The 24,945-nt window shown below is 59.6% G+C and carries 17 protein-coding genes; 1 reads left to right on the top strand and 16 read right to left on the bottom strand.

Annotated elements, in window-relative coordinates:
* Positions 1–35 precede the first annotated feature (35 nt).
* From ACA057_RS20230 to ACA057_RS20155, 16 genes are all read right to left on the bottom strand, one after another.
* Positions 36–626: an amino acid synthesis family protein gene (locus ACA057_RS20230; RefSeq protein WP_497341727.1), complete on the bottom strand. Its 591-nt coding sequence runs from the start codon at positions 624–626 to the stop codon at positions 36–38.
* Between the two features lie 492 nt (positions 627–1,118).
* Entirely contained in the window at positions 1,119–2,216 is a 1,098-nt protein-coding gene (gene tssA, locus ACA057_RS20225) for a type VI secretion system protein TssA (protein WP_497341725.1), read from the bottom strand.
* 92 nt (positions 2,217–2,308) lie between these two features.
* Positions 2,309–2,827, bottom strand: coding sequence for an Hcp family type VI secretion system effector (locus ACA057_RS20220; RefSeq protein ID WP_059404755.1), 519 nt, complete (start codon positions 2,825–2,827; stop codon positions 2,309–2,311).
* 165 nt (positions 2,828–2,992) lie between these two features.
* Complete coding sequence (tssM, locus tag ACA057_RS20215; RefSeq protein ID WP_497341723.1) at positions 2,993–5,488, bottom strand: type VI secretion system membrane subunit TssM; 2,496 nt, start codon at positions 5,486–5,488, stop codon at positions 2,993–2,995.
* Entirely contained in the window at positions 5,485–6,411 is a 927-nt protein-coding gene (tagF, locus tag ACA057_RS20210) for a type VI secretion system-associated protein TagF (RefSeq protein WP_497341721.1), read from the bottom strand. Before tagF ends, tssM begins: the two co-directional genes overlap by 4 nt.
* A 31-nt stretch (positions 6,412–6,442) precedes the next feature.
* Positions 6,443–10,327 carry a type VI secretion protein IcmF/TssM N-terminal domain-containing protein gene (locus ACA057_RS20205; RefSeq protein WP_497341719.1) on the bottom strand — a complete coding sequence of 1,295 codons (3,885 nt, stop codon included), beginning with the start codon at positions 10,325–10,327 and terminating at the stop codon, positions 6,443–6,445.
* A 30-nt stretch (positions 10,328–10,357) separates the two neighbouring features.
* Positions 10,358–11,071: a type IVB secretion system protein IcmH/DotU gene (icmH, locus tag ACA057_RS20200; protein ID WP_169374122.1), complete on the bottom strand. Its 714-nt coding sequence runs from the start codon at positions 11,069–11,071 to the stop codon at positions 10,358–10,360.
* Positions 11,068–12,411, bottom strand: coding sequence for a type VI secretion system baseplate subunit TssK (gene tssK / locus ACA057_RS20195; protein WP_497341716.1), 1,344 nt, complete (start codon positions 12,409–12,411; stop codon positions 11,068–11,070). The genes icmH and tssK overlap by 4 nt, the downstream gene beginning before the upstream one ends.
* Entirely contained in the window at positions 12,404–13,162 is a 759-nt protein-coding gene (gene tssJ / locus ACA057_RS20190) for a type VI secretion system lipoprotein TssJ (protein WP_497341714.1), read from the bottom strand. The genes tssK and tssJ overlap by 8 nt, the downstream gene beginning before the upstream one ends.
* 23 nt (positions 13,163–13,185) lie before the next feature.
* Positions 13,186–15,789, bottom strand: coding sequence for a type VI secretion system ATPase TssH (gene tssH / locus ACA057_RS20185; protein ID WP_497341712.1), 2,604 nt, complete (start codon positions 15,787–15,789; stop codon positions 13,186–13,188).
* Positions 15,786–16,856 carry a type VI secretion system baseplate subunit TssG gene (gene tssG / locus ACA057_RS20180; protein ID WP_059404747.1) on the bottom strand — a complete coding sequence of 357 codons (1,071 nt, stop codon included), beginning with the start codon at positions 16,854–16,856 and terminating at the stop codon, positions 15,786–15,788. Before tssG ends, tssH begins: the two co-directional genes overlap by 4 nt.
* The gene (gene tssF / locus ACA057_RS20175) at positions 16,820–18,652 is read right to left on the bottom strand and encodes a type VI secretion system baseplate subunit TssF (RefSeq protein WP_497341710.1); all 1,833 of its coding nucleotides are present in this window, start codon (positions 18,650–18,652) and stop codon (positions 16,820–16,822) included. The genes tssG and tssF overlap by 37 nt, the downstream gene beginning before the upstream one ends.
* A complete protein-coding gene (tssE, locus tag ACA057_RS20170; protein ID WP_059404745.1) occupies positions 18,652–19,134 on the bottom strand; it encodes a type VI secretion system baseplate subunit TssE in 483 nt (160 codons plus the stop codon). The genes tssF and tssE overlap by 1 nt, the downstream gene beginning before the upstream one ends.
* A gap of 25 nt (positions 19,135–19,159) precedes the next feature.
* Positions 19,160–20,662: a type VI secretion system contractile sheath large subunit gene (tssC, locus tag ACA057_RS20165; RefSeq protein WP_059404744.1), complete on the bottom strand. Its 1,503-nt coding sequence runs from the start codon at positions 20,660–20,662 to the stop codon at positions 19,160–19,162.
* Between the two features lie 10 nt (positions 20,663–20,672).
* Positions 20,673–21,206, bottom strand: a complete 534-nt coding sequence (gene tssB / locus ACA057_RS20160) for a type VI secretion system contractile sheath small subunit (RefSeq protein ID WP_401361018.1) — start codon at positions 21,204–21,206, stop codon at positions 20,673–20,675.
* A gap of 68 nt (positions 21,207–21,274) precedes the next feature.
* A complete protein-coding gene (locus tag ACA057_RS20155; RefSeq protein WP_059404742.1) occupies positions 21,275–22,024 on the bottom strand; it encodes a hypothetical protein in 750 nt (249 codons plus the stop codon).
* A 706-nt stretch (positions 22,025–22,730) separates the two neighbouring features.
* On the opposite strand from ACA057_RS20155, the gene ACA057_RS20150 reads away from it, so the two are divergent.
* A complete protein-coding gene (locus tag ACA057_RS20150; RefSeq protein WP_497341707.1) occupies positions 22,731–24,896 on the top strand; it encodes a M48 family metallopeptidase in 2,166 nt (721 codons plus the stop codon).
* Positions 24,897–24,945 lie beyond the last annotated feature (49 nt).

Genomic DNA, 24,945 nt, shown 5'->3' with positions numbered 1-24,945 from the left:
TGCATGCCTTTTTGTTGTAGTTAGGCGGATCGGGATTACTGGGCCTTCTCGGCCGCCAGTTCTTCCAGATCGATGTAACGGTTGCCGATGCGTGGGTGCAGGCGGCCGCCATCGGCGCAACCCAGGACCACGACGATTTCGTCGGCGCGCGGTGCATCTTCGATCTGCATTTCGAGGGTGATGTAGTGCGAACGCAGGCCTTCGTCGTCCTTGTGCATCATCGGGATCTGGATCGACGTGCCTGGGCCGCCACGCTTGTTGGTAAAGCTCAGGTAGCTCTTGGCCTTGACCGCTTCGCGATAGTGGTTGCCGAAACGCAGGGTGTGGATGACGGCGGAGGCGTGTTCGATTTCGCCGTCGGCGCCCACCACGGCTGCCTTGCCGTAAGCCTCGATCTTCTCGGCACCGCCGATGATGCCCACCAAACGCTCGACCATCAGTGCACCGAGGTCGGAGCAGTTGGCGCGAATTTCCGGTTTCAGGTCTTCGACAAAGCCGCGTCCCAGCCAAGGGTTTTTCATCACCACGGCCAGCCCGATCATGGTCACGGGCGTATCGGTGGCCTTGCCGCCTTCGATAAAGGTTTCTTCGACGTAGCTGACGATCTTGCGGATTTCGAAACTCATGAGCTGCTCCGTAGGAGGTTTGGGTGTCTGTGCGTCTGATGGTATACCATAATACCGGATGCGCAAGTCCCTGAAATGAGTTTCTGGTCGGACGGTTAAAAAGAGCCAAGCCGTCACGCACCGTGTAGCAGTTGGCGAAGCCTGCGTTCGGCTGCTACGGGGCGACGGGATGGCCGGAATGTAGGTGTCACCACCCATACCTTGTGGGAGCGGGCTTGCCCGCGATGGCGGTGTGTCAGTCAACATAGATGCCGAATGTGAAGGCCCCATCGCGGGCAAGCCCGCTCCCACAGGGGATCTTCAGCGGATGCAAAATCGATGTACGGCTGTAATTAAGGTGGGAGCGAGCCTGCTCGCGATGGTGGAGTGTCAGGCGACATCTTTATTGGCTGGGCGGCCGCTTTCGCGAGCAGGCTCGCTCCCACAGGGGATCTTCAGCGAACACGAATCGGTGAATGACCCCGAGCGAGCTCGGCTCCTACAAGGGGCGTGTCAGGATTTTGCTTCTTTGGTGCCCAGCACATCGCGAATGCTGTCCACAACATTGCTGTCCTTGATCACATCGTTCAGCCAACCCTCGAGCGGCATGTTGCCCCATTTGATCGCGCGTTCGATCAGGTAAGGGACTGGGCTCTGTGGCTCGGTCTGTTTGAAGAACTGGGCGATGCCCGCCAGCAGGGTGAACGCTTCATCGCGGGTCTGCGGTGTGGTTCGAAGCGGTGTGCTTGAAAGACTTTGTTCAGGCTGGGTCATTGCGGAACCTGCAGGTTGTTCACCAGTGCTTTCAGGGCTCGCCGGAGTCGGCGCGACAGGGGCCGGGGTCAGTTCGATGCCCCGATCCTTGAGCAGTTTTTCCGCCAGTTGTCCTGCGCGGAACAGAATGTCATTGAGCCCGGCAAAGCTCGGCGCTTCAGGGCCAAAGTGCCTGTCCGCGGTGCTTTGAAGCTGCTGGCAGGCCTTCAGGCACGCGGCTATCTCGCCGGCCTTGAGGCGCAGATGATCCGAGTCGGTCAGCACCACCGAACGCTGGAAAACCTCCGCATTGATCTTGCCTTCGTCGAGGGCGGCCCGCATGGCCTGAGGGTTTTGCAGCGCCAGGTTCTCGATGTGCCTGGACTCGTCGTAACGAAGCAGACCGTAATGCTGTCCCTGGGTGATCGGCAATGCGCCGACGATGTCCGCCAGCGAGGTTTTCATCCACGCCAGGCGTGCGGCGCGTTCATCGACGCCGTCCTCCAGGGAGGGAAACAGATCCGCCCAGAAGGTTTGCAGAATGCGCTCGGCCAGCGTGAGGCCGAAGGTGATGCCAACAAAATGGTACTTGTGCGCCAGGCCTTCACTGAGCCAGGCGACCAGCATCAAGTCTTTGCTCTGTCGAGCCAGGCCTTGTGCCGCCAAGGTAATGGTCAGATCCCAATCGGAAGCCTTGAGATCGGTTTGCCAGTCACCCTGGGTCAGGTAATCGGGGTCTGCTCGACGAGCTTCCTTCACCTGATCGAACAAGGTGGAAAAGCTCAAGTCTTCACCGCTCCCCTCATTGATGGGCGCTGTCAGTTCGGCCAGCGAAAGGTCGTTGAGAAATTCAGACATAGGCAACTCTGATCAAAATAAAAGAACACCGCGCCTGTTTGGCAGGCACGGTGCTGAAGACGGACCGCGTGCGCGGTCCGCTATCGCTACGCTTAAGCGAAAACTTTGTTCGCCGTGCGATCCCAACCACCGGTGACGTTACCGCCGCCCTGGCCATCGGCCCGGCTTTGTTGGGTGTAGGTGGTCTTGATGCGGGCGAAGTTGAAGCTGATTTCTTCAATCGGCAGATCGCTGACCGCTTTGTCTTCACCGCCCTGACTGCCACCGGCGACAGCCTTGACCGAGGAGACCACGACTTCTTCCAGATTGATGGTCAGGTAGGTGACCTTGTCACCGCCCGCGCGGTTGACGTTCAGCTGGATCTTGGCGATGTGCGTGCCTTTGCAGCAGGCTTCGAACAGCTTGGCAGAAGCCTTGTCCACGGCTTTGCGGATGCTGAAATCGCTCAACGACACACGCTCCGACGAAGCACCGCCCGAAGAGCTTGCCGTCGCGGAAGTCGCCTGAGTTGCGCCGTACTCGTAGCCCAGCACTTCGATCCAGTCCTTGTGCTTGTCGTCGAGCACTTCACCTGGAATGCCTTCGATCTGAATGTATGCGTCAAATGCCATTTCTAATTTCTCCTTACCTTCATTTAAAGGGCTGTAACAACCTGCGGACAGATCACAACCCTTCGTTTTTAACCTCTTTGAAACGATCAAGAGAGGTGTCTTACCGGCCTGGGCCGAACATCAAGCGGGCCCAGGCAACAGTTTTCCTTCAGAAGTGCGGCCGACTCAGTTGAGCGCCCGTACTTCGATTTCCACGCGCCGGTTAGGTTCCAGGCACTGAATAAGCTGGGCCCTGGGTTGCTGCATGTTGCATTTGACCAAGGGCTTGGTGCTGCCTTCGCCAACGGCTTCCACCAGCTCACCCGGCACGCCTTTGCCGACCAGGTAGGTCTTGATGGTTTGTGCGCGCTGCCGGGAAACCTGCAGGTTGCCCTGTGGGTCGCCCAGTTGATCGGCGTGCCCGGCGATGATGATTTTGCCGATGTCAGGTGTGCTCAGCAGCTTGCCGGCAATGGCGCTCAGCTGACCCTGGCCTTCGGTTTTCAAGCTCTGGAAGTCGGCACGGCCAAAGGCGAACAAGGTGTCCGATTCCAGGGTGATGGTCTCGATCGAGCGCAACGATTGCGTCAGCAGACTGTTGATGTAGTTACGCGAACTGGAGGTCAGGAACGCGTTATCGAGGATCCGGGGCACGTCTTCCTCGTGGATCTGGTCGCTGTAGAAATTGATCTGCCGGCTGGCAAATTCGTAATCCTGATTCGAGGCCGAACCGTCATTCGAGGCACCGATGGTTTTACCGGTCTGGCGAGCGATCGCCGGGTACCAGTAGTCCGGTATTTTCGCTTTCAGGAACGCCGGATCAGCCTTTTCGCGCTGGGCACGCGAGAGCATGACGTAGGTGTCCAGCGTGGTCTTGCCGAACGCCGCGATGGACTGCGCCCGGTTGTCGCTGGGCAGCGCCTTGGGTTCGACACTGTCCACGCCAGTCACGGGCAGCAGTTCCTTGCTGTTGCGCTGATACACCTTGAGGGTGGTCAACAGGTACAGCGAGCGGGTCAGGTTGTCGGCGGTCGGCTTGAGCATCACGCTTTCCAGCCGGCTGAAATACTGACTGCGCACCAGCGGCTCGACTTTGTAGCCTTGATAGAGCCCCAGGCGCATGCGCATCGGCACACCTTCATCATGATGTTGCGCGTAGTAATGGGCGGTCCAGAAACGCATGCGATCCAGTGTTTGCCAGTCGGTGTATTGTCCCGTCGCCGAAGCGTCGGTTTTGGCCGCCTGGGCCAGTTCCGTGGAAATTGCCTGCACGGTGTTTTTGTTGTTCACGTACGACCAGCCCAGCAAGCTGCACAGCAGCACCGCGACCAGCCCGGCACCGCCGATCCACGCCGCCTTGCGCCGACGTTCGCGGTGGTTGGTGGTGTACAACGCCACCAGATGCTGGTCGGGAATGATGACTTTGCGGAACAGGCTGTTGATGAACAGCGGACGCGGTTGCGCATTGCCGCTGGCGATCTCTTGGTCGCTGTCCAGTGAGAAACGCTCGGTGACTTGGCGCGTGTGCCCGCCCATTTCCGGATGGTCGGCGTCCAGTGCACTGGTGAAATAGAAACCGCGCAGCAGTTCGGCCTTTTGATACGGGTTGGCGCGCAACAGCGCGTCGACGAACAACTGCAGCCTCGGCTTCAGCGCCGCCAGCTCCAGCGGGAAGCGATACACCGCTGAATCCTGCCGAGTGATCTGAATGTCCTGCAGGACCAGTTGTTGACTCGCCACCTGCTGCCAATAGCTGACCAACTCGTCCATCGCCACGCCGAATTGCCGGCCCCAGTCGGCCTGTTCGTAGCCTTTATGGGAAAACGTCTTGCCCATGACTTCACCGCGGGCAACGTCATCCAGTTGGCGATAGAACGGGGCAAAACCCGGCACCAGGTCGCATTTGGTGAACACCAGGTAGACCGGCAGACGCACTTCCAGCAGCGCATGGGTTTCCTGGATGCGTTCGCGCAGGCGCTTGGCAATACGCTCCTGGTCTTCGAGCGAGGTTTGCAGAATGTCGTGGATGCTGACGGTGACGATCAAGCCGTTCAGCGGCCGGCGCTGGCGGTGTTGACGCAACAGTTGCAGGAAGGCCCGCCACTTGCCGGCTTCTTCCTGGTTGTTCATGTAGCGCCCAGCGGTATCCAGCAGGACGGCCTCGGAGCTGAAAAACCAGTCGCAATTGCGGGTGCCGCCCAGGCCGGCAACGCGCGCCCCTTCACGCTCCGCATACGGGAAGTTGAGGCCCGATTGATAGAGCATCGTACTTTTGCCGGCCGCCGGCTGGCCGATCACCAAGTACCAGGGCAGGGCATACAGCGCATCCTTGGGATTGCTGCCGCGCGGCTTGTTGCTGTGCAGCCGCTCGATGCTCTGCAACAGGCGCTCGCGCAACAGGCTGACTTCCTCGCGATCCGCGGGACTGGCGTTCAATACCGCCTGATCGGCGTCGTCGCGCAGCAGTCCTTCAAGGTTGTGGTGCCGCGACACGCCGCGATAAAGCAGCAGCACGTAACCGGCCGAGAGCAGCAGGAACACGCCGATGCCGGTCAGCAGGCTGTTCAGCGAGCTGAAGTCAAACGCACGCCCAATGCCCCACACCACGAAGATGGTGAGGAAAAAGCAAACCCCCAGAATGTAGGGTTGGAAGCGCAAGAAGTAATACTTGATCTTGTTCATACGGACTTCACATCCAGCGCGTCGACAAAGCGGTCGATAACGTCATCAAGAGGGCGGTCGATTTCGGGAAAGGCGTGTTTCGGGTGGTGCTCATCAAATGCATCGAATGACGCCAGCACGTCATGGCTCTGCAAGCGGTTGCCGCTACCGGTGAGCACGCGATAGGCATCACTGTTGTTGCGCGACGGGAAGCAGATCAGCCGGGGGCGCATAAAGTCGTCCGCCAACAAACTGACCTGCGGCACGCCGCTGCCGGCGGTCATTCGCGCCAACCAGGTGATCCATAAATCGGCGGTCGGATTCTTCAAACCTCTTTCCGCCGGCAAGGGTAGGGAAATCCCCATCGGCGTTGGTTGGTGCAGATGGCTTTTAAAAGCCAGCAGCCGGGTCAGCACGGCGTTGGTGACAAACTCCGGGTAGGCGACTTCCAGCGCGGTGGCGATGTCGCGCAGGTTGAAGTTCACCAGGAACTTGTCATGCACGCGCCGGAACAACTCGAAGTCCTGACCTTGCAACGGGCGCAAGGCTTTGATGCGTTCGAACAACACGGACGTGCTTTCGCCCTGGGCGGCCATGTGCAGCAACGGCCGGATCTGCCCGCTGAACAGTTCGCTCAGGGTGAAAGGATTGACCAACGGCCCGGAGTCGCTGGCTTTAACCGTTTGAAAAATGAAAAACGGATAACGCCGCTGGCTGGAATCCCTCGAGCTGATCAAGCCGCCGACCAACCCGTTGCCGCTGCGTGCGCGGTAGCTGAAAAAGCACACCGGCAACCCGTCGAACAGCTCCCGCCAGTTCTCAAGAGGCTGCAGGGCGGCCAATGCGCCTTGCAGCCAGGCATCGAACTCGCAGACGTCGTCGGCCGCACCGTGCAGGCTGACGAAGTCCGGGCTCGCGGGCACTTTACCGAAACAGCCAATCATTGGCCGCGTCCCTGATTCAAGGCGAGCGTGCTCACTGGACGCGTCCGCCGCTGGCGTTGAGTGCACTCAGCGCCTTGACGTTCGCCAGGTCGGTCAGCTTGACGCCGCCGTAGTTGCGCACGGCGAGGCTGACCTGACCGCTTGCGGTGTTCCAGCTGAAACGCTGTTGAATGCCATCCAGATCACTGACGCGGGCGCTGTCATTCATACGCAACAGGCCCCAACGGCCGGGGTAGTCGAACACCGTGATGCGTTCGCCGCTCAGCGTGACCACGTCCATGCGCGCGCCGGGTGCGGTGGTGGTGCCCGGCCAGGAGAAGCGGCTCCAACTGGTCTTGCCGTTGCGATAGTGCTGCACCTGACCGTCCAGGGTGAAGATGATGTCGGTGAACCAGGCCGCTGGCTCCAGCATGATTTCAAAGCCGTTTTCCCGGTCCGACAGGCTGGCAATGACCTGGCCCAGCGAGCTGGCCTTGTCGATGCTGTTGACCATGTTCGGATTGACCAGCGGCGTTGCCTTGCTGGCGCTGCTCATGCCCAGGCCTTCGCCTCCGGACAGGTTGCCGATTTCGTTGCGCTTGAAGTTCGGCAGCAAGCCGGATTCCGGATCGACGAAACGCTGCAGGTCCTTGACCGAGGCTTCATTGCGACTGCCGGCCGCGATCGGGTAACGGTGCGCCATGACTTGTTCCCAAGGCTTGGCGATCTGTTGTGCCCAGGCCTTGGCGATCTGCTCGCCGGCCGGATCGCGCAGGGTTTCCCAGGCAAACTGAATCGGCAGACTGAACAAGCCTTGCAGCGAAGTCGACAGGCCGCCCTGACTGGTGTCGACGGTGGTCTCCACGTAGTTGCGCACGCTGGTGACTTCACTCGGCTGACCTTCCAGGGTTTCGCTGATCAGTTGCTTGCTGCTTTTGCCGACGTCCTGGGAGCGCTGGATGTTGTTCATCCGCACCTTGAGTTTGCGCAGCGCCGCCAGGTAGCGATCCATGATCGTGCTGTCGGCGCCCTCGGCGTTTTGCACGGCGAAGACCCGCGACACCGGCTCGAAGCGCTTGGCCAGGCTGCCGTCGTCCACTGCGGGCAACGGCGAAATCAGCGCGTTGGGCGAAGTGTCCTGCCCATCGAAAATCCCCGTGACCTTGCCCCAGAAACCGTCATCGCGCTTGATCCCCGGTTGCTGCGTTTCACGCGGTGCAGGCACATCCCATTGGGTGTTGTCGTTGACCGCAGCCAGCAGGTTTTTCACCGGCGAGTTCTGCACGTCGCTGAGCAGCGACAGTTGCTGGGTCGCGTTGGCCATGTCGGTGAAATGGCGAACACCGACGCTGTCGATCAAGGTGTACCAGGCTTGGGTGTAGTCGCGTTTGTAACGCGTCATGAACTCACGGATGAAGTTGGCTTTCTGCACCAGGCTGTCGCCGCCTTCGCCATCGAGCACCCAGTCCGATTCGTTTTGCAGGTTGCCCGACAGCAGTTTGATCAGCTCAGGTTTGACGAACTGTTCCCAACCCTGACGGGTGAAAATCGCCGGCACCGCTTCGCTGCCGTACAACAACTGACGCCCAGGCAGCGGCACCAGATCGCTCAGGCCCAGGGCCGGGAACTGGCGGCTGGACTCCAATTGCAGGCGCAGATATTCGCGGTCCACCAGCGAGCTGGAAATCATGAACGACTTCAAGCTATTGCGGGTTTCGCTGATCAATTGCTCGTTACGGGGCAGGGACGGCGCCTGGCCATTTTTCAGCAGCTGCACGTAGACCGGCGAGTTGTCCTGAATAACCGCTGTGCTGACCGGGTTGTCGGTATTGGCGGTGTTGGCCCAGGCAACTGGCAACGCCGCGCCGACGAACTCTGGCTCGGGATGGGTTTCAGGTTGCGTCAGCATCAAGTACAGCTTCAGCGCGTTATAGGATTCGATGATGGACGCGACCTGACGCTCATCCAGTCGACCGAGCATTTCCTCGGACAACGAGAGCCCGCCCGTAGTCGCCGACAGTTCAGCGGCATCGCTCGTCGTCGCTGGGTTACGCAGTGCGGTCAAGGCATCGCCTCGTACCTTGTTCGCGGAACCCTTGGCCGCCGCGCTCAAACGGCTGGTGACATCACCGGCGCTGCGCGGAACGCTGCTCAAGCGGGTCGGCAGTTTCAGCCCTTGCGCACGAGCTTTGGCTGACGGACTGCCGGCCTTGGCGGGCGCCGCTGCGAAGCTGTTCTGCGGGTCCATGGTTTTTGCGAACTCATTGAAGGCGCGCATCTGCAATTGAAGTTGCAGGGTGATCGGTTCGAGCGCCTGAGTACGCAACTGCTGCAAATAAGCAGTCTGTGCGACGCGGTAGATATCATCGCCGCGATACAGGCCAGCGCTCAGTTGCAGCGGTACGCCTTTGGCACGATGCTTCTCGATGGCGGCGAGTTGATCGCGCAGCAATTCCAGGCCTTGGCCCGAGGCCAGCAACTCGGCGCGCTCCGGCGATTGCTGCAGCTCGTTCAGTTGCTCACGCAACGCGGCCAGCCACTGACGGTTGTTCTGGAAGGACAGGGTTTGCCAGCCAATGAACACCAGCGCGGCCAGCACGGCCACGCCCAGCACGGCAGGGCTGAAGGATTTGTTGTGTCCGGAACGCGACTGATAAAGCGTCAGGTCGCGGTCGGGGAAAATCACGCGGCGGAACGTATCGGTAATGAAATAGCTGCGGTCGCTGATTTTCTTGCCGCTGCTGGTGGTGTGTTTGTCGTGCTCGGCTTCTGGCAGCAGCGAAAACGACTCGGCGAGATCATCTTCATAGACCTGGCTCAGTTGCTGATCGGTCTGCAAGGCGCTGGTGAAGTACAAGCCGCGCAACAGCAGTTGCGTACCCGAATGACCGGTCTGGGCGAAGTGTTGGAGAAATTGTTCCAGCACCACTGAGAGTTCGGAAAAATAGTTCGGGAAGTTCAGCAGCGCGCTGTTGGCATCGGCGCCCAGCGCGATCATCTGCGCGTCGACGTGACGGCGAATATGGCTGTGCAGGTTGGCCAGCTTGGCATCCAGCACTGGGCGCAAACCCTGGTTGCGGATTTCCGACAAACCAAAGGTCATGCCCAACGGTTGCTGGCGTTCGTTCAGGTCCAGGCCTTCAAAAGCCTGGCTGAAACCCGGCAGTTGATCGGTCTTGCTCAACATCAGGTAGATCGGCGGGTTGGCGTCCAGGCAGTCGGTGTATTCCTCGATGCGCGACACCAGCTGCGCGGCGAGCTCGTTGCGCTCGGTGGCGCTGGCGGCCAGCAGTTCAGGCAGGCTCACCACCAGCACCAGGCCGTTGACGGCGGCCTTGTTGCGTTGTTTTTTCAGCATCCGCAGGAACGCGGCGAATTCGCTGGCCGACTGGTCGTCCCGCAGGTAACGACCGGCCGTGTCGATCATCACGGCCTCTGGGCTGAAGTACCAATCGCAATGTTGCGTACCGCTTTGGGTGTCATTGGCGCTGTTGGCGATGCTCGCGGACAGGCCGGAACGCGTCAGCAATGAAGTCTTGCCGGCGCCGGACATGCCGATGACCAAATACCACGGCAAGTCATACAGCGCCGACGAGCCGCCGCCACCGGCCGAGCGGTCGGTGCGCAGCATCGCGATGGCGTGCTTGAGCCGTTCGCGCAGCACTTGCTGGTCGCGGAATTCACCGGTGGATTTGAGCGATCGATCGACCTCGATCTGCACCAGGTTCTCAAGGTTGTGTTCAGCGCGGATCCGCTTGTACTGACGCAGCACAATGATCAACAAATAGAAGGCGCTGATGATCGCCATCGCCTCCAGCGTGTAGCCACGCAACCCGCTCACGTGCGGTGCCACGAACCAGCCAACCGCCAGGCTCGCCAGCCACAGCACGGGGATGACAAACCAAAAACTTTTCAACAAACGCAATAATGTCTTCATGTCTTCCTGACTCGATTACCTGAGGTGCGCTCAGGCACTGAACAGCTGGCTGATTTGTTCGGACAATGCGGCTACGTCCTTGGCCAACAGCCAGTCCAGCGTCAGGTAAACACCCACGCAGACCAGGGCAATGAGCGCCAGATAGAGCCAAACGGGAACTTCATGGCGCAGCATCTGCGAGACCTGGTCGGGCAATGCCCAATCCGGCGAGAGCGCCTTGGGCGTCTTGCGGTACCGCGCGATGTCCTGGCCCAGGGTGTTGGCCAAGTAGCGCAACTGGTCTTTCTGGCCGAGGCTGAATTTGCCCTCGAAACCCAGCGCCAGGCACAGGTGATAGACCTCAAGCACATCCAGGTTCTGCTTGACGTCACTGCGCAACGAATCGATTTTCTCGAAAAAGCCTTCACCCGCCAGGTGCACGCCGAAGTAGCGGAACTGCAACGGTTGCAGTTCGAAGTGACGACGCAGATCGTTTTCCCCGGAGCGCAACACGCTTTCGTCGAGGAACGCACACAGGGCGTACTGCGTGTCCTTCACTTGTTCAACGCTGTAGTTGGCGTTACGGGCTTCGCGTTCCAGTGTCGAGAAGAAGGCGTCGATGCTCGCTTCAAAAGCGGTGACCGAGGTCACTTGACGGCCTTTGCGCACGATCAGCGCCATGCTGATGAAGTCTTGCACCAGGTCTTTCAACACTGGTTTTTCAGTTGCGGCCGCCACGGCGCCTTGCATTACGGCTTCGTTCATTTGAGTACCGCCATCAGTTCAAGCTTGAGATTGGTAAAGGCGCTGGGTGCGTAAAAAGAGATGGCCTGGGCACTCATCATGCGTTCATACACCCGGCCATGGGGCTCGATGGAGAAGTAGTGATTGTCCAGTCGCACCGGAATCGCGTTGGGCAAGCGGGTCGAGTGATTGAGCGTGACGCCGGGCATGGCGCTGTTGACCACGACTTCAATGTCTTCCGGCGAACCGACTTTGAACGCGCGCGGCACCAGTTCCAGCAGGCTGGAACCGGGCATGTCGGCGTGCACCGAAATATAGAAATCCGCCTCGGCCAGGCGCGGATCGAGCAACTGTCCCTGCCAATACGAAGGCTTGGTCTGGGTCAGGTTGATCATCACGCACTGGTTAGGCACGACGTTGTCGAGCAGGACACGAATCATTTCATCGAGCTTGACCAGCGAGGCCGCCGGGTCGTGATGGTCATACTCGGGGATGTCGTTGAGTTGCGTGTCCAGCGAAAACGTCAGCAAGCCGCCCGCGAGTTCCGCCAGAAACAGGTACAAGCGCTCGGGGTGCAGACGCGGGTGGGCGAGCAGGTGCGCCAGGCCCGGGTGCGCACGGTTCACCGTGTTCAGCAGCCAGAACAGGGTCACGTCGCTGGAGCCGAACTCGGCAATCTGGTCCGCACGTTCACGACGACGACCCGACAGCGCTTTGCTTTTCGATTGCAGCGCGCCGAGCAAGCGCTTGCCCAGACCGATCAGGGTTTCGTGAGTGCCAACGTGCAAGGTCGGGTGCACGAAGTGCGCATCGAGGTTGAAGCCGCCGATGTTGTTGCGCGACAGCCGGGCGATCGGGCAGTGGCTGTAGCCATCCAGGTTATCGCCGTCGATCAGCATCACCACGTTCAGGCGCAGGCTGGTGATTTCGTTCTCGAGGTCGCCTTCGTTGAGGTCCGGCAAGGTGTCGAACTGCTTGCGAAAGCGGCGTGCGCTTTTTTGTTCCTGGCCGTCTTCGACGTAATTCATGCCGAACGGCTCAGGCAGTTTCAGCGCGGCGTAGACCTTCAGGTCATTGCCCTTGAGCAAGTCCTTCAAATCACGCGCCGCCGGCAGCGGATCGTGCTGCGGCGCGTCGTACAGGCTGCCGTCGGGAAACACCAGCTTCAACCGTTTCAGCTGCAAGGAACCGGTTGCGAGCGCCTCTTCATCGACCTGGAGCATTTGCACGCCCCAATGGAAGGGCGTAGTGCGCAGCGTCGACTCCGCCAGCTGATGCTGGTGGAACTCATCCTGATATTGGAAATGTTGTGGCAAAAGGAACATGCCTTCCGACCACATCACCCGGCTTTGCTTACTCATGAACGCCTTCCAATAGAGAGTTTAATTTTGACTCGGTGGCTTTTTGCGCGGAGCTGGTCGCCGTGTCTTCGGCCTGTTGCACGGCCGCATCCTGCACACGCTGGGTGAGGGTCGGTTTCGCTGGCGGGTCGGTCAGGGCAGAGGCTTGGGCGAGTTGCTCCTGGGTCTTGGGTTTGTTCAACACATCGACGCCGTTCACGGCGGATACCGTGTTGTTGTCCACTAACACCCGCAGGCCATCAGCGGAAAACCAGATGCCATCCTTGCGCAGCGAGTTGGCGTCGAACGCGACCTTCCAGCGGCTGTTTTCGTCCGAGCGGAAAAACGCGGCAACGCCGACGTAGCCCGCAGCCTTGTTCAACGGCCACTTGTCGACTTGCCCCATGCCCGGCAACAAGGTGATTTCGCGGTTTTCGAGCAGCGTATTGCCGAGGGCTTTTTGCGGGTCGTCCCACAGCGTGTCGGCGTCGATCGACGAAAAGCGCTCCAGCGACGTCAGCTGATACACGCGAATCACGACGGACAGCGGTTTGCCGGACTCGTCGGGGTTGAGCTGATTGCCGCCATCCGAGGTCAGGATGACCTTCTCGTTATCGTCGAACAGCATGTCGCCGGCCCACGTATCGTCGACCCGCTTGCTGACACGGTCGGTGACGCCACAGGCTGTCAACGCCATCATCAATGCCACTGCGGTCAGGCATTTTGCCAATGCCGGCTGCGCAGGGCGCTTCCTTGAATGTCTGTTATCCATGATGGCTACCTTTAAATACTCATTCAGCACAGGCTGTAGGCGAAATCGCCGTCGCTGCCCAACGCGATGTTCAAACTCTGGATCGGCTTGTCCTGCGCCATCCGCTCCAGGACCCGTTGCGCCAGTTCCGGCATCAGGCTTTTCGACAGGATGTTGTCGATGTTGCGCGCGCCGCTGTCGACTTCGGTGCAGCGCGAGGCAATGGCTTTGACCAGCGCTTCGTCGTAGCTCAGGACGGCTTGATGGTTGCGCTCGAAACGCTTGCGGATGCGCTCGAGTTTGAGCGCGACGATGCGCTCCAGGATGGCGTCCTTGACCGGGTAGTACGGAACGATGGTCAGGCGGCCGAGGAACGCCGGTTTGAACACCTGATTCAACTCGTCGCGCAGGCCTTCAACGATGTCTTCCGGCGTCGGCTGCTGCTCGGCATTCAGGCACCACTGCATGATGCGATCGGTGCCGGTGTTGGAGGTGAGGATGATCACGGTGTTGCGGAAGTTGATCTCCCGGCCTTCACCGTCATCCAGTACACCTTTATCGAACACCTGGAAAAACAGTTCGAGCACGTCCGGGTGGGCTTTTTCCACTTCATCCAGCAGCACCACGCTGTAAGGCTTGCGCCGCACGGCTTCGGTCAGAACGCCGCCTTCGCCGTAACCGACGTAACCCGGTGGCGAACCCTTGAGGCTCGATACCGTGTGGGCTTCCTGGTACTCGGACATGTTGATGGTGATCAGGTTACGTTCGCCGCCGTACAGGGTGTCGGCCAACGCCAGCGCGGTTTCGGTCTTGCCGACGCCGCTCGGGCCGAGCAACAGGAACACCCCGATCGGCTTGTTCGGGTCTTCCATGCGCGCGCGCGAAACCTTGATGCGCTTGCCGATTTCCTGCAGGGCGTGATCTTGTCCGAGCACCCGTTCGCCCAGCAGCGCGGGCAGGCGCTGGACGGTGTCGATTTCATCATGGAGCATTTTGCCCAACGGGATGCCGGTCCAACCGGAGATCACTTCGCCAATGGTCCCGCCGTCGACCAACGCATGCACCAGCGGTTGTTCACCCTGGACGCTGGTCAGCTCGGCGCGTACCGCTGCAATCTCGCGGGCATCCGGTGTCTGGTTGTCCGGATGGCTGAGCGCGCCGAGTTTTTCCACCAGTGCCAGCTCGCGTTTCCACTGTTGCTCCAGGGCATCGCGGGTTTGCTGCTGCGCTTGCAGCTCGGTGTCGAGGATTGCCAGGCGCCGGGCATGGTCGCTGCCCTTGGCGGCTTCTTGCTGCAGCACCGAGATTTCCGCCTGAAGGTTGTCGAGGGTTCTTTTGCAGTCTTCCAGCGGTCCCGGCTGCGACGATTGACCGAGGGCAACCCGCGCGCAGGCGGTGTCCAAGACGCTGACGGCCTTGTCCGGCAACTGGCGCCCGGTGATGTAGCGATTGGACAAGCGCACGGCTTGCACCAGCGCTTCGTCCATCACCGTGACTTTGTGGTGATCCTGCATCTTGGCCAGCAGGCCGCGAAGCATGTGGATCGCCTTGTCTTCGTCCGGCTCTTCGACTTTCACCACCTGGAAGCGACGTGCCAGGGCGGCGTCTTTCTCGAAGTATTTCTTGTACTCGGCCCACGTAGTCGCCGCGATGGTGCGCAATTCGCCACGGGCCAAGGCTGGCTTGAGCAGGTTGGCCGCGTCGTTTTGCCCGGCCTGGCCACCGGAACCGATCAAGGTGTGGGCTTCGTCGATGAACAGAATGATGGGGTGCAGGCTGCGCTTGGTTTCTTCGATGACCGACTTGAGGCGGCTTTCAAACTCGCCTTTCACCCCGGCACCGGCCTGGAGCAAACCCAGGTCCAGGGTGTGAATAGCTACGTCTTTCAGGACTGACGGCACATCACCCTGGATGATGCGCAGCGCCAGGCCTTCCACCACGGCGGTTTTACCCACGCCGGCTTCACCGGTCAGGATCGGGTTGTTCTGGCGCCGGCGGGTGAGGATGTCGACCATCTGCCGAACCTCGAACTCCCGGCCCAGCACTGGATCAATCCGGCCTTCACGCGCACTTTGCGTCAGGTTGATGGTGTATTGATCCAGAGCCGGGGTCTTGCCGTTGCCTTTAACCGTGCTGCGCGCTGTGACGTCCGCACCCGCCAACGGCTTGGCTTGCTGCGATTCGGCGCTGCCTTCGACCAGCGCACCGAGGTTGACCCGCAGGTCGTCGGCATTGATTTTTTCCAGCTCGGGGGCGGACGCGATCACCACCCGGCGCAGCTCGTTGTCATCCAGCAATGCTTGCAACAGATAACCGGTGCGAATCTGCCCTTGCCCGAATTCGATAGAGGCCAGCACCCAGGCTTGCTCGATCATTCGCGTAATGTGCGGCGACAGTGCAGGCGTGCGGGTGTTGCCTTTTTTGAAGGTCCCCAGCGCGGTCACCAGCTGAGCTTGCAGGCGATCCGGCACCACGTCGTAGTGACGCAGAATGGCCGGCAGGTCATTGTCGTTGCTGTCGAGCAACTGCAACAACAGGTGCTCGATCTCGACGTCGTAATGCTGTTCCGACAGACACAAGGCCGCAGCGCTTTCGGTGGCGGTGCGGCTGGTGTCGTTCAGTTTGGCAAACAGGGACTTCAGGTTCACAGGGAGACCCCATCAAAAGGAATGTGGAAGAGGGCACAACGGGAAGGTTCCACGTCGACACCAGGGCGTTTGAGCCAGCCTTGCCAGCCCAGTGCAACGTTGCCCTGGCGACCGAGGCGGGCCACGGGGATTGCTTCGGGTTTGAGCCGGGGCGATAACTGGAAGTCCAGTTCGGCGCCGACGTAGAACCGCACCAGCTCCACCAGTTTCTGGTAGTCCACGGTGCCTGGCTGGAAGCGTTGATAGTCGACCAGGTCCAGCGGACCGAGCTCGATGCGCACGCACGATTGGTAATCCCAGACCCGGTTGCCGGCGACTGCGCTTTGCCCGAGCACGGCGTTTTTGCGACCCAATTGCGTACATTGGCTGGCGTCGAGTTTCAGCCAGCGTCCGGCAAACGGCTTGACCTTGAACGGCAGCGAAAAATAGAAGGACAGCATCACTTCAAGGTTCAGCGAGTTGCGCGGCTTCTGGGCGAACAGGCCGGAAAAATAGCTGAACAATTCGCGCCGCAGCGGAGAGCCTTGCTTGTCGAATTTCTGCTTCTGCGCCTCAGGCCCGAAACCCACCAGGTTGAGCAGGTAGCGATCGAAATCCGAGGTGCCGTTGCGTTCGTATTCGATGTAGAACTTGTATTTCTGCCAGGCCTCGTAGAACAGCGTGGTCATGCGATGCGAGAACATATCGAGGAATGCGTGGGCCGCATCATCGCGGTGCTGGATATGCCGCTCGATCAACAATTCGGTGTAGGGGCGCGGCAACACGCCGGACGGCCCGACCAGCCCCATGAACGTAACTTGCACTTCAGACAGGGGCAAACCGGCCGCCGACACTTTGCCTTCACGCTCAAACTGCAAGTCGCTGACTTCACTCGCAGGGAAGTTCAGCGACAGCTGCGAGCGAAAGCGCAACGGGTCTTCGTGCGGCCGAGTGTCCAGGTCCATGCGCCCGGTTCTGCTGTAATGCAGGCGGAGCAAACGCACCAATTGGAAAAACTCGAATCGGTGCGGCTCAGCCCGTGCCTGATCGATCAGACCAGGGGTTGATCGCCGGTTCGCGGTGGCCATTGGACGACTCTCTTTTCGCGCTGCAAGGTGCGAAGGGTTAATTGGGTAAAACTGTTCATGGTGCAGTACTGGCCAAAGAAGTGGTCGAGCACCATGCCGAACAAAAACACACCGCTGCCGGTGTACTGGCTTTCATCGAAATTCAGGGTGATGCCGACGCCTCGAACGAAGTTCGGACGCGGATGGCCGATGCGTGCCACCACCGGTTCGCTGCTGACCGAGACAATGCCGTTGATCTGTTTGCGCAGCGCCGACACGTTTCGGTAGTTGTAGAGCGACAGCAGTTCCAGCAGCACTTCGCGCCCCTGGGACACCAGCGACATGTGGTTGAGCGAGAGGTGCGAAATCAGCCGCCAGATCACCCCGTTGCCCAGCGGCACGCGCGCGGTGGCGGTGGGTTTGCGCAAGCAGCGGATGTCCTGGATCACCGAGTTGCCGGGAATGTTGAAGTCGCCGCGCTCGCCACCGAACGGCAGCATCAACGGCAGGTCGCGATTGCTGCAGGTCAGGCGCAGGCTCAAGGTGTCGTTGCTGGAGTTGATCAACTCCAGTTCGCGATCCACCACGCGGATAAACACGTCCGAGCCATCACGCTGGCGCGACTGCACCGGCCGACGGCGGGCGATCCAGAAGCTCTGTCCGGGACCCTGATCGCCACGCGGTTCGAAGAACGGATGACAGGTGCCGACCTGATCGACACCGCCGACTTTGCGCACCCGCCGCACACGGTCGATCGACACCACTTCCGCCGAGCCTTGCAGGCGCACATCCGGCGTCACGGCATACTCGTGCTGGGCGTGGGTCAACTTGATCGGCTCGGCCTGCTGGCGGAACAGGTTGATGATTGGCGTGCAGTTGAGCTTGAAGTTATTGCGCCCGATGTTCTGCGTCAGGCGCGCCAGGCGATCGCTCAGGTCGTAATCGGAAAAGTAGAAATTGATCTCGATTTTCTCGAGGTTCTTGCCGGCTAACAGCCGCGCAAAACCCGACAGGTCGAAGAACATGAACTTGTCCGGGAAGGTGAAGTACTCGTGCAGCAAGCGATAACCGAGGAACGAGCGCTCCGAGTAATCCACCAGTCCTTCATCGCGACCATAACCGACGGCTTTCAGCGCGTTCGCCGGTAGCGTGATCTCGCGGGTTCGCCCCTCATCCTCGAACGACAACGTGGCCTTGGCCAAGTTGTTGAACAGCAGCTCATAGAGCTGCAGCATCAGGGTGCTTTCGCCGTCGAGGAAAAAGCGCAGGCTGTCCAGTTCCATCTTGCCGAACAACACGTCGGAGGTCGCCGTCAGGCCGATGCGCAGGCGCGCGACCAAGTCAGCGCTATGACCGTTGAACGCCGAGCGTTCCATTTCAATGAACGACGCCTGATGCACCGCCACCGGCCACAGTTCGACCGGGTAGCACGTGCGGAATTTGCACACCACGCCATCAATCGGGTTGGCGCTGAGTTCGGTGTGGCGGGCGACGCGGAAGGCTTCGGTGACTTTTTCCTGCTTGCCCAGGTTGAACTCGACGATCGACATCGACGGGGTAGGGCGCAGGTAATGCGGGTACAGCACTTCGAGAAACGACTCGACGATTTCCGGCAGCTCATCGTCGAGTTTTTTGTGCACGCGAGCAGACAGGAACGAGAACGCTTCGATCAAGCGCTCGGTATGCGGGTCTTCGCAGTTATCGCCCTCGATGAGCAACCGCGAAGCAATCTTCGGGTACTGGCTCGCAAACTCCTGGCCTAAAAAGCGCAGGTGCGACAGTTCCTTTTCGTAATAGGGCAGCAGATCGTCGAGCATCAGTTGAGGTTCTGCACTTTGTATTCCTGGGTGTTGACCTGCAGCACCGCGTCGAAGGACACCTGACGGGTGATGTCTTGCAGGCGCAATACTGCGTCCACGCGGAAGGTCAGCATGCGTTGGCCGGTTTGTTGGGCGAGCAGTTGGACTTTTACGCTGCGAAACCGTCGATCGCCGACGGTGATCGCTTTCTCCAGTTGTCGTTGAATCAACAGGCGGTCTTGTGGATCAAGCACGCTGCGGCTGGTGAAATCCGGCATGCCGTAGTCGAGGATGGTTCCGCTCAAATTGACGAAACCCTCCAGCTCGTTGGCGACCAGGGACTGGCGCGTGTTGACCAGCACCTCCAGGTCGCGAACGATGCTGGCCTTGTAATCGGCCAGCGAACACAAGCGTTGCGACGAGGCTTCCATGGATTGATGCGGATGATCGTCCAGCAATCGATCCAGCAACGATGGCAACAGCTTGTGTTGACTACTCATATTGCCTCCCTGGCAATGGGGTGGATCAACCGCGAGTCGATTGCGGCAATTCGGCGACCAGGCGCAACGAGGCGGTCAGCTCGTCCAATTGGTAATGCGGACGCAGGTACGTCACGGCCTTGTACACGCCTGGCTTGCCGGGAACCTCGAACACTTCGGCCCGCGCTTCACGCAACGGGAACTTGGCCTTGGCTTCCTGGCTGGCGGTGTCATCCAGCAGCACATAGCTCGACAGCCACTTGTTGAGGAACATCTCGACGTCCTTGCGGGACGCGAAGCTGCCGATCTTGTCGCGCATGATCGCCTTCATGTAGTGCGCGATGCGCGACGTGGCGAAGATGTATTGCAACTGCGCGGACAACCGGGCGTTGGCGTTGGCGATGTCGGTGTTGTAGTGCTTCTGTTTCTGCGCCGACTGAGTGCCGAAGAACGCGGCGTAGTCGGTGCCTTTGCAGTGCACCAGCGGAATGAAGCCAAGGTCCGACAGCTCTTTTTCACGACGGTCGGTGATGGCGATTTCGGTCGGGCACTTGAGGGCAATTTCGCCGTCATCGGTTTTGAACGTGTGCGTCGGCAGGCCTTCCACCAGACCGCCACCCTCGACACCGCGAATCGCCACGCACCAGCCGTAACGCGAGAACGCGTCGGTGACCCGAGTGCCCAGTGCGTAGGCGGCGTTCATCCACAGGTATTTGTTGTGGTCGCGGCCATCGACGCTTTCGACGAAATTGAATTCTTCAACCGGCGTGGTATCCGGGCCATAAGGCAGGCGACCCAGCACGTGCGGCAACGTCAGACCGACATAACGCGAGTCTTCTGAGGCGCGGAACGACTTCCACTTGGCGTATTCGACGGTGTCGAAAATCTTCGCCAGGTCCCGTGGGCCGGACATGTCGGTAAACGAGTCCCAGCCGAACAGCTCAGGCGAGGCCGCCGAGATGAACGGTGCGTGAGCCGCCGCGGCGACATGGGAAATCTCTTCGAGCAGGTACATGTCTTCGGGGCTGCGATTGAACTCGTAGTCACCCAGCAACATGCCGAACGGCGCACCACCGAAGGTGCCGTATTCTTCTTCGTAGATCTTTTTGAACAGCGCGCTCTGGTCGAATTCGGAGGCGGACTTGAGGTCGCGCACCAGGTCTTTCTTCGACGCATTGAGCAGGTGAATCTTCAGCGTGGTGCTGGTTTCGGTTTGGTCCACCTGATACTTCAGGCCACGCCACGACGCTTCCAGTTGCTGGAATTCGCGAGCGTGCATGATTTCGTTCATCTGCTCGGAGAGCATCGCGTCGATTTCGGCGATGCGCGCGTCGAGCACGGCAATCAGGTCCTTGCTCGGCGTCATTTCGCCTTCGAGCACCTGGCTGACCAGTTCGCCGATCAAGTCACGTGTGCGGGTGCGCTCAGTCTCGGAGCGCGCCACACGGCTTTGCGAAATGATGCTGTCGAGCAGCGAGGATTGCGGGGCGAAGTTTTCCACTTCAACCAGATCGCCGTCCTGTTGAGTCACGGTTTGCTTATCGTTCATCTTCAGGCTCCTACTCTTTGCTTTCGGTGGCTGGAACGGCGGCTTCACGGCCGAATTCCTTGCCCAGCGTTTTCAACTTCTCGGTGTTCTGCAACACGTCCATGAGCAGCTCTTCGAGCTTGTCGTTGCCGCCCATCTTGTTGCGCAGATCCGCCAGCTTGTTGCGTACTTCCAGCAGCTTGCGCAGCGGCTCGACCTGCTTCACCACGTTCTGCGGCTCGAAGTCTTCGAGGGCGTTGAAGTTGAGCTCGACGCCCAACTGCGTGCCGTTCCTGGCCAGCGTGTTGTCGACCCGATAACTCAGGCGCGGCTTGATGCCCTTGAGCACGCCGTTGAAGTTGTCGCGGTCGATGAAAATGAACTTGCGGTCCTTGAGCTTCGGCAGCGGCTCCAGCGGGTTGCCGGAGAAATCGCCCAGCACACCGACGACAAAGGGCAGCTCTTTCTTTTCCTGAGCGTCACCGATATCCACGTCATAGGTGATATGGACCCGAGGCGCGCGAACGCGGTCGAGTTTGTGCTGGGTACTTTCCTTCTTCGCCATCGTGATCTCCTGGTGCGAACAATTCGCTGCAAGTCGTTTGCGTTCCGGCCAACGGGTGGCCGGGCGCGTTACATTCCTTCGATCGTCAGCAGAAGGCGCTGACGGATTTCATCGTTCATTTCAATAATGTTGTCGTGCCCCACCAGCTCTTCGAAGCTGGTGTTGCCGGCGATTTGCGTGCTATTGCGGATAACCGATTCATCCGGCAATTGGGAGCGCACCGGTGAGCCGATGACGCAAAAGGGCAGGTCGCCAAAGTCTTTCAGGCGTTCGAAACTGAGGGGGAAGCGCAGGCCGCCAAACAGACGACCCAAACCGGGTGACTGGCTCAGGCAATAGAACAACACCAGGTAGTGCACGACAAAGCGGTACAACTCGGCGCTGCTGCGATTGGGGTCTTTGATGACGGTGCGAAAGCGGGCCAGATCGAATGAGTTGAAGCCCACCACCCAGCGCACGGGGCTGGTGATGCGGATGGTCTGGCCGCTTTGCGAGAGCACCTTGTCGTACTCCAGCGGAAACAGTTCCGGCGTCGTCCCGATCAGGTTCAGGGGCACTTCCAGTTCATTGACCAACTGAAAGGGCGCTGCCGACCCGATGCGGTCATAGAGTTCCTTGAACTCCTTGAAGTGGTGCTGGGTTTCGCGGCCGCTGCTGCGTTGCGCGCCTTGCAGGTATTCACCGAAAAACGTCTGTGGACGGATCAGCAATGCGAGGGTCGACAGATAATCCGAAGCCTGCGCCTTGAGCGCATCGGAAATGGCCCGGGTCTGGCTTCGCAGTTTGATCAGTGCTTCAACGTCAAACGTCTGAGTCATCGGTATATCGTCCTTGAACTCTACACAACCGCTTCCCGACTATTCAGGGAGAACGTGAAGAGTTACGAATTTCTCAATTGAGCACCTGTTCACAAAGTGCGATGGCCGATGTTTCAACATCGAAAATGCACATTGCCAGGAATTTGTAGGAACACGGTGCTGGCATATGGATGTCGAGTGGCCAGCAACGTCGTATATGGCAACATCTCGAACGGAAAAGTTCACTGAGGAAGAGATTTTTTCTCGTTTTTGATACATGCCGCAATGATGTCCGCTTGCCATTAGACGATGGATCTGTCTGACAGAAGCCTCTGAAACCCAGCAGGTTCAATGGTTTGAGAAGGGTTGTGGATCCAATTTTCAAATGAAATTAAATTGAAAAAAGGTGAACCGGTTCACCAAATACAGGTTTATTTAGCCTCGGCAAAAAATGAGAACAGAGGAAAGTGATGATTGTTGCGCAGGGAAGTGATGGCAACGCAGAGTATTTGAAATAAGGAAAGGTTTATCTCGTTGCTCTGTTTGTAGGACGGCATTGCGGGGTTACATAGGGTTGGCATCGCTGTATAACGCGTTCAGTGCAATTACGTCCCAAGGAGCTTTCGCGACGGGCTGTGCAAATGCGCAAAGGCCTTCGGGCATTTGTTAAATGGATTTTGCGCTCGCTAAGGACAGTAGAGCGGCGCATTTATTGGGCCAGTGCCTCATGAAAAAATTAAAACTCATTGCCGTACTCATACTCCTGCCGCTTTGCCTTGGTTTGTTTGGTTTCTGGGAGCTGCAACGCAGCAGCGAAACCGAACTGGAGCTCGCCCGGGCCAGCGCTGATCTGGTCGATATTCGTCCCCAGCTTGAAGCTTTGGCCGCGAAACGAGGCTCAAGCGCTATCGCAGTCGATTTTGAGGGGGAGCGAGTGAGCGTTGCGTTGGCCTTGTCCCGCCTGGCCGAAGTCGAAGACGCGTTCAGCACCCTGCTACCGTTAAGTGCGGTGATGACCGTTCTGGCCAAGAGTGTCGTCATCCTTGGCCTGCTGGCCGCGCTGGCCGGTGTGTTGGGCCTGCTCTGGCTCGGTTGGGCCGGATCACGCGCAAGCCATTCCCGTGAGCAATTGCTGCACACCTTCACTGAAGTGAGCCGTACGTTGCCGTATCTGCTGGTGGGCCATAACGTCGCCATGGGCGCGGCGGTCGCAGCCATCATCGGTTTCGAAGCGTTGGGGGTGTGGCACATCGGGCAATTGACTGTCGGTGAGGTCAGGCTGATGGCGGTCGCAGCATTGGTAATACTGGGCTGTCTGTATTCAATCTGGCAGATGGGCAAGCAGCTGCGCGTCATGCTGCGCCTGTTTGAGCCGACGCCAATGCCCGTTCTCGGCCAAGTGGTCACGCCAGAACAAGCGCCGGTGCTGTGGGCTTATGTTCGAGATCTGGCCGATCAACTAGGCGCACTGGCGCCTGAACACATCGTCCTGGGCATGACCGAAGGTTTCTACGTAACGTCGAGCGACGTCGACCTGTTGCCCTCGAACACTGCGCTCAAAGGCCGAACCCTGCACGTGCCGATGATGTACCTGGGGTTGCTCGACTCTGCGGAAACCAGCGCGGTGATCGGGCACGAACTGGCGCATTTCGCCGGCGACGATACCGAGTACAGCTTGCGCTTCCTGCCGATCTACGACGGCATCGGCCGCAGCCTGGGCCTGATTGCCGGAACCATGCTGGAAAGCGGCCTGCTGCAACGCTTGATCTTGCGTGGGGCCTTCATGCTCGGCATGTACTTCATGGAAAGTTTCGATCGTGCGGTGAACCACTGGAGTCGCGTGCGGGAGCTGGCTGCGGACGCCGCAGGCGCTCGGCTAGCGGGAAACATCGCCGCCGCATCGGCGTTAGTGCGCATCTCTGCCATCAACCCGCTGTTACAAGAGCGCGTGAGTAAGCATGTTGACCATGCTACTCGCCTGGCTCCCAAGCGCGTCGCGCCCCGCGACCTGCCGACCAGTGTGCTGCACAAACTGGCGGCTCGGCGGCTGATCTTGCCCGAGGAAGAAATGGCGACCCGGATGCCGCACCCGTCGGACACTCACCCGTCCAATGGGGAGCGCGTGGCATCGTTGCAGGTATCAGTCGAGGAGGCCGTGCGCCGCGGTACGCGTCCCATCGTCGCAGCGCAAGCCTGCGCCGCAATGGATCAGTATTTTGCCGATCCCCAGGCATTGTGCATCCGTATCACCGAGGACTTCCTCAGCCACTACGTGACACAAGATGCGGCAGCAGTCGAAGAGTTGCGCACCCATGCCAGCCAAGCTACGGAAGAAGTCCGGCTGCACGAAGGTGCACGCTGGCGCGGCTGGATCACTCTTGTTTTCTTCGCAATGCTGATGTTGCTGGGCCTGGGTCTGCTGATGTGGCCGCTACTGTTCCCGGAGGCTGTAGGGAGCAAGAAGGGCGTGATACTGGTGACGGGCGGCATGCTCGCTTGCCTGATGGCGTGCGTGCTGCCGTTCTCGCTGCGCATGCTCATGCGAGCGGACAAGACCGCGTTACTGCTGACCCCCGATCACTTCGTTTTCGCCAACCTCAAGCAACCGCTGCCGATCCAGCACATCGCCGATTTCGGCCTGCGAGTGGGGCAGGGGCTGCATTTGAACCTATTGCTCGAAGACGACGCGCCCATGCCAGAACTGGCCTCACGCTCGTTCTTTGCCCCTGATGTGAAGCTCGACAAGAAAAAACGCTGGGTCCAGTTGCAACTGATGCAGTTCTGTCGCGACGACAAAAAACTCAAGGAGAAGGAGCTGGCGGAACTGATTGGCACGTACTTGAACGCAGGGACGGCGCGGCATTTGTTGCAGCAGCGGTTTGAGCAGGCGTAACGGAGGGGGCGCTGGCAGCCGCTGAGGTTGTCAGCCATTGAGTGAGCGG

The sequence above is a fragment of the Pseudomonas sp. LBUM1661 genome, from assembly GCF_059695925.1.
The sequence above is the reverse complement of the archived record's forward strand: the minus strand, read 5'-3'. Positions and strand labels throughout refer to the sequence as shown.

Coding starts and splice junctions, on each gene's coding strand:
- ACA057_RS20230 (WP_497341727.1), bottom strand. CDS start 626: ATGAGTTTCGAAATCCGCAAGATCGTCAGCTACGTCGAAGAAACCTTT.
- tssA (WP_497341725.1), bottom strand. CDS start 2,216: ATGTCTGAATTTCTCAACGACCTTTCGCTGGCCGAACTGACAGCGCCC.
- ACA057_RS20220 (WP_059404755.1), bottom strand. CDS start 2,827: ATGGCATTTGACGCATACATTCAGATCGAAGGCATTCCAGGTGAAGTG.
- tssM (WP_497341723.1), bottom strand. CDS start 5,488: ATGAACAAGATCAAGTATTACTTCTTGCGCTTCCAACCCTACATTCTG.
- tagF (WP_497341721.1), bottom strand. CDS start 6,411: ATGATTGGCTGTTTCGGTAAAGTGCCCGCGAGCCCGGACTTCGTCAGC.
- ACA057_RS20205 (WP_497341719.1), bottom strand. CDS start 10,327: ATGAAGACATTATTGCGTTTGTTGAAAAGTTTTTGGTTTGTCATCCCC.
- icmH (WP_169374122.1), bottom strand. CDS start 11,071: ATGAACGAAGCCGTAATGCAAGGCGCCGTGGCGGCCGCAACTGAAAAA.
- tssK (WP_497341716.1), bottom strand. CDS start 12,411: ATGAGTAAGCAAAGCCGGGTGATGTGGTCGGAAGGCATGTTCCTTTTG.
- tssJ (WP_497341714.1), bottom strand. CDS start 13,162: ATGGATAACAGACATTCAAGGAAGCGCCCTGCGCAGCCGGCATTGGCA.
- tssG (WP_059404747.1), bottom strand. CDS start 16,856: ATGGCCACCGCGAACCGGCGATCAACCCCTGGTCTGATCGATCAGGCA.
- tssF (WP_497341710.1), bottom strand. CDS start 18,652: ATGCTCGACGATCTGCTGCCCTATTACGAAAAGGAACTGTCGCACCTG.
- tssE (WP_059404745.1), bottom strand. CDS start 19,134: ATGAGTAGTCAACACAAGCTGTTGCCATCGTTGCTGGATCGATTGCTG.
- tssC (WP_059404744.1), bottom strand. CDS start 20,662: ATGAACGATAAGCAAACCGTGACTCAACAGGACGGCGATCTGGTTGAA.
- tssB (WP_401361018.1), bottom strand. CDS start 21,206: ATGGCGAAGAAGGAAAGTACCCAGCACAAACTCGACCGCGTTCGCGCG.
- ACA057_RS20155 (WP_059404742.1), bottom strand. CDS start 22,024: ATGACTCAGACGTTTGACGTTGAAGCACTGATCAAACTGCGAAGCCAG.
- ACA057_RS20150 (WP_497341707.1), top strand. CDS start 22,731: ATGAAAAAATTAAAACTCATTGCCGTACTCATACTCCTGCCGCTTTGC.